At 63.0% G+C, this 7,997-nt stretch carries 5 protein-coding genes; 1 reads left to right on the top strand and 4 read right to left on the bottom strand.

Annotated features, from left to right (window positions below; all coding sequences use genetic code 11):
- Positions 1 to 322 precede the first annotated feature (322 nt).
- Positions 323 to 1,258 (bottom strand): pentapeptide repeat-containing protein, encoded by a 936-nt coding sequence (locus tag NU1_RS38460; RefSeq protein ID WP_067529214.1) that lies wholly within the window; start codon positions 1,256 to 1,258, stop codon positions 323 to 325.
- A 79-nt stretch (positions 1,259 to 1,337) separates the two neighbouring features.
- On the opposite strand from NU1_RS38460, the gene NU1_RS38455 reads away from it, so the two are divergent.
- On the top strand, positions 1,338 to 3,308 hold the full coding sequence (locus NU1_RS38455) for a hypothetical protein (RefSeq protein WP_067529212.1): 1,971 nt from the start codon (positions 1,338 to 1,340) through the stop codon (positions 3,306 to 3,308).
- Here NU1_RS38455 and NU1_RS38450 read toward each other — a convergent pair.
- The 3 genes from NU1_RS38450 to NU1_RS38440 all read right to left on the bottom strand — a co-directional run.
- The gene (locus NU1_RS38450) at positions 3,242 to 4,534 is read right to left on the bottom strand and encodes a hypothetical protein (protein WP_157553571.1); all 1,293 of its coding nucleotides are present in this window, start codon (positions 4,532 to 4,534) and stop codon (positions 3,242 to 3,244) included. The genes NU1_RS38455 and NU1_RS38450 overlap by 67 nt on opposite strands.
- A 551-nt stretch (positions 4,535 to 5,085) precedes the next feature.
- Positions 5,086 to 6,138, bottom strand: coding sequence for a tyrosine-type recombinase/integrase (locus tag NU1_RS38445; protein WP_067529206.1), 1,053 nt, complete (start codon positions 6,136 to 6,138; stop codon positions 5,086 to 5,088).
- 827 nt (positions 6,139 to 6,965) lie between these two features.
- Positions 6,966 to 7,997, bottom strand: a 1,032-nt coding sequence (locus NU1_RS38440; RefSeq protein WP_067529205.1) for an AAA domain-containing protein, incomplete at its 5' end; no start/stop codon positions are given.

Genomic DNA, 7,997 nt, shown 5'->3' with positions numbered 1-7,997 from the left:
GGCTCTCGGCTGGAGTTTTATTATACCCGGAATCGGATGGATGGAATCCCAAGTGGGACAACAATGCTCGCCGAATATTGCGAGGCAGGGCCACGGGAAGTCTTGCCATAGCCACGCGCTGCTTGCTCCTGTTCGACCACTTGTCCAGGCTCTACGGTAACCGATCCGCACGATGGGTCGGCTGGATCACTCGCCGAGTGGCGTGGAACGGCCGAGCGGACCAGGTGAAGGGCGGTCGAACTCCGGGTCGTGGCTCTCGGCTCTGTTCGTTGGCAGAGCGATGCGCCGGAGGTATCACCGATTCCTGTCGGGGCAGGTGCTGTCAATCGGATAGGTCCTGGGGGAGTCGGGTATCGGAGTCGGTGCGCGCAGCCGCGACCTGCCTCCGGGTGAGGCCGACCGTGTCCAGCACCGTGGCGCGGATGAGCACCGTGCCAGTGAGGATCGTGCCGGACATTCCAGCGCCGGTCAGATCTGCGCCGGTCAGGTCCGCGCCCGTGAGATCGGTGGTTGCCAGACGTGCCTCGGTGAGGTTGGCGCCGCGTAAGCTCGCGCCACGCAGATCAGACCCGGACAGATTGGCCTGCGTCAGGTCGGCTCCGTCGAGAATGGCGTCGCGCAGGGCGGCATGGGCGAGATCCGCACGGGCGAGATGCGCTGCGATGAACGGAGCTTCGTGTAGATCGGCATGGGCGACACGCATTCCGGTCAGGTCGAGGGGAACGTCGGGGTCGCGGCTGTCCGGCGGGAGTGGCGGCAACGTCCGCAGGACTTCCAATGCCGCACCGATCTCGCGGGCCGGCCGAACACCGGACGGACTCCCACCTCGCGTGCGGTGCTGCAGGAAGTGCGACAAGATAGCGCAGCCGCGATTCCGGTCGCGTGGGGAATCCCGCATGATTCCTTGCAGCGCCCACACTCCGCCTTCCCTCGTGACCGGATTGTCGGAGTCCAGGTATCCGATGGCGGTGTTGAATCGGTCGATGTACTGGCTGTCATGGTCGAGCCAGTACTTGCGCGCCGTGTACATCAAACCGCGTGCCGTAGACACGAATCCAAGAATGGCCAGTATGACACCGAGTGTTGGTGCGAATTGGCTGCGCAGTGTGGCGGTGGCGGCGAGGCGGTCCTTCGGGTTCAGCTGGGCAAGGTCGGCGCGGGAAAGCCACAGCGGCAGTTCGTAAAGCCCATACAGCAGCGCGAGCGCTGTCACCGTGATGACAGGGGCGGCGATGAGCCACTTCGTGCGTTTGCCCATTCGGCGTATTCCTGTGTGTCGCTGCGATGAGATGCGTTCTGCGGCACTATAACTGTTGGGTGTCCGAAGGGAACTGGGTGTGAGCGCGAATCTCCAACTGCCGGAGCGCAACTGCGGCTTCGTGAATCGTTCGGACGTGCTGCGCGCGGCCACCGAGCGAGTACTCGCCGCGCCCGAGGGCAATCGGACGATCGTGATCGGCGGAGCTCCAGGTTGCGGCAAGACGGCGACGGGCATTGAACTGGCCCACCGGTTGCAGGGTTACTTCACCGACGGTCTTCTGTTTGCCCGCTTCGCCGCGGACCCGCTGAATTCGGTCACCGAATCCGAAGTTCTGTACGATTTTCTGGTCGCCTTGGGCGAACATCCTGACAGTATTCCCGATCGTCTCGATGCTCGTCGCGCCCGGTACCGGGCGCTGACAGCGGGCCGGGCGCTGATTGTCTTCCTCGACGGCGTGGCCACCGCACAGCAGGTGCGGGCGCTGGAGCCCGGGCCCGGATCATCGCTTATTGTCGTGACCGAATCTCGTCCGGTGACGCCTGCCGATGCGGCCGGAACGCACTTGTTCGCACTGAAATCGCTCGACGCGGCGGCGGCGCGGGACATGCTTGCCGGGATCGTCGGAGCGGAGGCCGTCGCCGCAGAGTCAGTGGAGGCGACCACGATCGTCCAGATGTGCGACCGGCTGCCCGTGATGTTGAGCACCGTGGGCTCCATGATCCGCCGTGCCCAGTTGCGCATCTCAACACCCTTGGCGGAGATGGTGGAACGACTGCACGACGAGAATCGACGACGCGTGGTGCTACCAACCGGAGTGGTATTCGATGCTTACTGTCGATCCCTGCCGGAGGGCACCCAAGAGTGTCATCGAGCCCTCGGGCTCACCGCGCACGGTGGCGAAGTCAGCATCGCGGCGCTGGCAGCGGCGGTGCGGCAGCCTCAGTACGAGATTGCCGAGTCCATGATCGAACTCGCGAACGCGCACCTGGTCGAACAGCTGGACCGAACTCGGTATGCGGTACGCGATTTGGTCCGCCGGCACGCACGCGAATCAGATGACCGCGGGCCCGGCGAACGCCGCGTGGACGAGGAGCGGCTGCTGTGGTACTTCGACGAGGGAATCTTGGCGGCGGACGCGCTGCTCGCCCCGTTGCGACCGTGGCGGAATTCAATGTTTCCCGAACTGCCCGCGAGCACAGTCGAATTCGATGATGCTGACGCCGCACGGGACTGGCTGCGGGGCGAACGCATCAGTATTCGTGCTGCGGCCGAGTACGCCTTCGATATCGCGCGATACGACCTGGTGGTGCGGTGGTGTGTGCTGCTGTGGCCCTTCTACGAGAAGGAAAAACAGCTCACCGACTTCCTGGCGCTGCACGAACTCGGGGCGGACGCTGCCCGCCGACTCGGGCAGCGGGCCGCGCTGGCAGTGTTGCGTCTGCAAGTCGGATTCGCGTACTACTGGCTGTACGAACTCGACACGGCGGCAAACGAATTCACCGAAGCCCTGAACGAAGATGCTGGCCCCGAAATCACCGCGAGCGCGCTGGAAGGACTCGGGTTGGTCCGATTGGCTCAGCGCCAGCAGCGCGAAGCCTTGGATCTCTTCCGCCGCAACCACGATCTCGCCCGCCACATCGGCGATCAGCGCCGCATCGTGCTTGCGATCTTCCACCGCGCCAAGGCGGAAGCACCCGATCCGGCATTGGCGCTGCTGGAGCAGGCGGCGGATGGGTTTGCCGCCCTGTCGGGCGACGAGACCGAGAACGAAGCGAAAGTTCGGTACTGGCGCGGCCGCAAACTGCTGGAACACGGCGATCTGGATGCGGCCACCGCGTCTCTGGCGTCGGCCGCCGCTGTCATGTCGGCCCGCCGACGGCCCTTCGATGAAGCGCACATCGCGGCTGCTCTGGGTGACGTCGCGGTAGCACGTGGCGACCACGAGCAGGCCCGCGCGGAGTACTCGCGAGCGCTTACTACCTACTCCGACTTGGGATTCGCCGGGCTCACCGCCGAGATGCGGTCCGCGGTGGACCAATTGCCGTGATCGTCGTTCGGCGCCACGGCGCGCACCCGGTGGACTCCTCCACCGCACTCGATCGTCCAGTGCCCAGTCATGGAATCGAGACCAGCACCGCGAACCACACCGTGATAGGCCACCGACGCGAACAGTCGGCACGCCGTCGCGGATCCTTCGAACGCCAGGAATCGGCCGCCGCCGACGCCCAGCAGCCACCGCCGATCGTCAACCGGTGCGGCCGCCAGGACGCAACCCGGCAGCCGGGACAGCGTGGCGGCGACCCATTCGCGAGTTTCGGGTCCGGTGTCGCCGATGACGATATCGGCCACCTCGAGCCAGCGCCGGCGCGGTTCGTTCACACCGATCACCACATGCGCGCCACGGGGCACGTCCGGATCCGAGCGCAGGCGCTCGGCGGGGAACCGGTTGACGGCCGCGGTGCGTACGGCGGTGATCTCGGCGAGCACCAAATGGGAATCGGGTCCGGTCAAATAATTCGAGGGCATGGGCAACGTCGAGATTTCCGCCGGTTCACCAGGTTCCGCTAATCCCATCATGCGATACATCGCAGTGCGCAGAATCGCCGCGCTGCGATCGGGTTCCGATGTGGTGAGCGCCGTTATCGGCGAATACCGCTGCGGGTCGTGCAGTTCGATCGCCCGGCGCACCTGAGCCAGCAGGTCACCGGACAAATCGAGGCGTGGCGCGGTGCGCAAGAGACGGGCGATCGGAGATCGCGGGTCCACCGAATGCGCAGGTACGGTTGCGAGCAGCAGGGGATTGCCGAGGGCCGTCGAATAGAATGGGACCGAACCATGGTCGCCCACAACGAGATCGGCGGCTATTATCGCGGATCGCCACATATCGATATCGTCGGGAACGTAAACCCCGGCCCGGGCAGCGCCGGAAAGGTACTCGGCGAACTGCCACGCGGAATGACCCGCTCGAATATTGGGGTGTGGCGCGAGAAGGATCCGGAATTCATCGACCGGCAGCACTTCGGCGAGCCTGCGTGGCAGGTCGGGTGCGGCGGCGAGCAGGGAGTCCGGTCCCCACGTGGTCGAGACGACAACGAGCTTCTGGTGCGCTGCGAGACCGAACGCACGCCGATAGCTCGGACGCAGTGGAAGGCTCGCACGCAACCGGTCGAAACAGATATCCCCGGCCACCACCGTGTGGGGTACCGCCTCAGGATAGGCGAGGGACAACCGGGAAAGCTGCTCATAATGGGAGAGTACGATCGCCGACGGCACCACTTTTCCGTCATGGTCGAGCCATTCAGGCGATAGGCCGAAGACCGATTCTTTGTTCTTTGTTCTTTGTTCTTTGTTCTTTGTTCTTTGTTCTTTGTTCTTTGTTCTTTGTCTAGGTATTTATTATATCCCATTCCGTGCGGCACGACTATTAAAGGTGCGGAAATCGCATAAAGATCTCCGCCGTAACTGGCCGAGATCGCGAGGTCGAACGTGCCCGATAGTGCTTTTCTCCAAGGAACCTGGTGCACCCCGCGATCGGCAAGGAATTCACGGGTTCCGTGGTCGAAGGCAGACGACTCGGTCCGTGTGAAAACGACGCGAATCCGAGGGTCGGCGGACAGCAGTGGAATCGTATCGAACAACCTGGAGGCGGCCGTCACATTGTGCGTCACCGCGAGGACGGTTCGTGCGGTTGGGTATGTCCGCCACTGCTTTTCGGACGTAAGCGCTTGTCTCTTCGATGACACGACTCCGGATGGTATCCGTGCGGCGCCGGGCGCGCTGAAATCCGTGGACGGGTTGGATGATTCGTCTATGGTTAGTGCGGTTCAACGGAGGCTATCACTGCTGACGTTGTCCGCTTGGAGGCAGAGCGGATGGGGTTCGCCGGTGAGTGCCGCGACGGCTTGGGCGACCTCTTCGAGGCTGGCTCGTATGTAGGTGGTGGTCGCGCCGGTTTGGGTGGTGTTGTCGGTATGGCCGGCGTAGGCGTGGGCCACGGCATATCCGAAGTTGCGTTCGACCCAGGTGAGGGTTGTGTGTCGAAGCCAGTGTGCGGTGATCCCTTCACCGGCGACCCAGGGTAGGTGGGATCCGATGCGTTCCCAGAGGTGATCGTACCTACGGCCGGTGATCGGGTGGCCGTTCTGGTAGCGGAATACTTGATCAGCTCCGGTGACGTCGGCAGGCGCTCTTGTCGCGGTGTGGTCGCGTATTGCGCGAAGCAACGATCGGGAGATGGGTTGCCAACGTACGGTGTCGTCCTTCTCCCGAAGCTGGACACAGTAGTTCTCGTCGTCGAGATCTTGGAGTCGAAGGCCGAGGGCACCTCCTCTGCGGCAGGCGGTTTCGATATGGAAGCGGATGAGTAGCGCGTCCAAGTCCGGGTCATTGCCTGTGGTTGAGGCGACGCGGATTATCTCGCTGAGCTGCCGATCGGGGATTGCGCGGCGAGTGCTGGGTAGCCGACGAGGTTTCGGCACACGCGCTGCCGGATTGTCAGCGGGCTTGATGAATCCATCGTCCTGGGCGTGCTTGTAGATGCACCGAATCGCGGCGATCAGGTTCTCGGTAGCACCTCGGCCGTTGCGCGAGTTGCGGCGCGCGACTGTGGTGCGCCTGTATGTCTCTGAGAGCTTGCGGATTTCGAGTGCTGTAGGTTCGGTGATTGCGCGATCTCCCCAGCATTCCTCCACTCTGTTCCAGTAGGGGCGGTACGCTCGCACGGTCGCGGGGGAGACGGCTTCCTGCACTTGCTGGATGAACTCTCGGAAGGTTGGCACGTTTGCGGCATCGCTGGTCCGCAGCAGGTCCTCGGGTGTAATTCCGAGTTGCGAAAGAAGTTGGTGGGCGGCCTGCAGGGTCTGACGGTCGTTGCTCATGGCCCTGAAAGCGGCTCGGTCAACAGTCCGGCCAGCATCGCGTCTAGGAACCTCTGTGGAAACACGAGCAGAGCGGACCTGTTGATATGTACCGCAATTAGGACTTGTTCGCCGTTTTTCAGGCCGCAACGGTGGCAGGCAGCGGCAGGCAATGCGAGATAGTGCTGCTTGGTGATGGTGTGCTGAGAACGAGGGTCCGCGTGCACGACTAGGTGTTCACCGCGAACGCAAACTGAAATCGCCTGGCTGACGGGCCAACCGAGAATCTTGAGCGGAACGCCTACCCGGAGCCTCCAGCCTTGGAGCCTCGTGGTGCAGTAGTAGATCTGCTCCCTAGCGGGCGGGCGTAGGCTGGGCAAGGGTATCGAGGATATACAGGAGTTGCGAAAATCTTCCTGCGAGAATTCGCGAGGCGTTGATGTATGCCATGCGTAGGCAAATGAACTGATCTGCATCGACGCACCTCCTAAACAAGGTGAGAGTCTTGAGCAGGCCCCATGAAGGGCAGGAAATCGATAGTCGCGGGCGAGCTGTGGTCACGAAGTTTCGACAGCAGATTTCCGCGAGGTCTGCCAAGCATTTTGTGCTAATTCCGGCTCCGCAGTTGCAGCTACCGGGGCTCCCGCCTTTCGGGAATAGTACCAAGGTAGTTCCATAGATTGTTCGATCGCAACCATCAAACGATCGAGACGGAAACATCACACAATACGCAGTCAGATCCCATATGGGGCATGGTCGTTGCTGCAGTGTTCGGCTATTTCGGGGGTGTCCCTATGGCTTTCGTCAACAGTTGAGGGCTCGGGGGTTTGCCGCCGTCGGACGGCTGGTCAAGCCGTTGGACAATGTTTAGCGAGCTTGGCCATGATTGCCTGATTCGATTGCCAACCGTCAGGAAACTTGGCCGGCACAGATAGATGGACAGGCTCGGTTGAAGGGTGGCTGTCCAGGAGGTCTGTAATGCCCTTTCTAGCGACGACGATGCAGGCTTGGCGGTGCCGCGAGGTGAGAACGCACAGGCGTCCGGCCTCGAGATGGAATGATGTGGCGTCGCGTCGGCCCGACAGGGGGTGCAGCACGATGACGACCTCGAATTCGCGGCCTTGGAGCTTGTTGGCGTTGTCGACAGCGATCTGACGGGCGGCGGGGTTGTTGGTTCGTGCGAGTGCGAGCCGGACCAGGTCGGCTTGGTCTCGGTGGGCGACGCCGATCGCGATGTCGCTGGCGTGCAGTTCGCGGCCGTCGGGGTGACGTTCGCAGAAGGCGACGGCACCCCGGTCGAGGAGCCTGGCCGCGAGATCTGCTGTGATCTGGACGGTCTCGGTATCTGTTCGGGGAACGTGGCGGCGCGGGAGTTCGTGCAGGGCCCATCCGGTCGCGGCGGCCATGGCGAGGGTCTCGTCCAGTTCGACGGCGCCGAAGCCCGTGGTGCGGAATTGGAGGGATCGGGTGCCTTCCGGTGTCCCGGAGGTGAAGTTGGACCTCGGGTAGAAGGCTTCTCGAATCGTGGGCGCCGCAGAGGCGGGCAGGCGCCACGACACCGGCAATTCGTGCAGTGGGGTATTTCGGTTGTGTTCCAGCATGACGGCGACGCCGTTCTGTGTTGGATCGTGCGGTAGACCGATCCAACGGTCGGTGTCCGCCACGGTGAAGGGGTCGAGTTGTCCGGGGTCTCCGACGAACAGTCCCCGTTCGAACCGCTCGACAATCTGCAGCAGCTTGTCCGAGCGCATCTGATAGGCCTCATCCAGAATGGCCCACCCGAAGCGGCTGTCTGTAACGGTGGCCCATTTTGCAGAGGTGCCGACGATGATCTTGCATGCGGCCAAGTCGGTCAGCTTTTGTCTGACCGTGCAGGTGGA

This window comes from Nocardia uniformis NBRC 13702 (assembly GCF_001613345.1).
Classification (GTDB): Bacteria; Actinomycetota; Actinomycetes; order Mycobacteriales; family Mycobacteriaceae; genus Nocardia; species Nocardia uniformis.
Note: the sequence above shows the minus strand (reverse complement) of the source record. Positions and strands in the feature narration are given on the sequence as shown.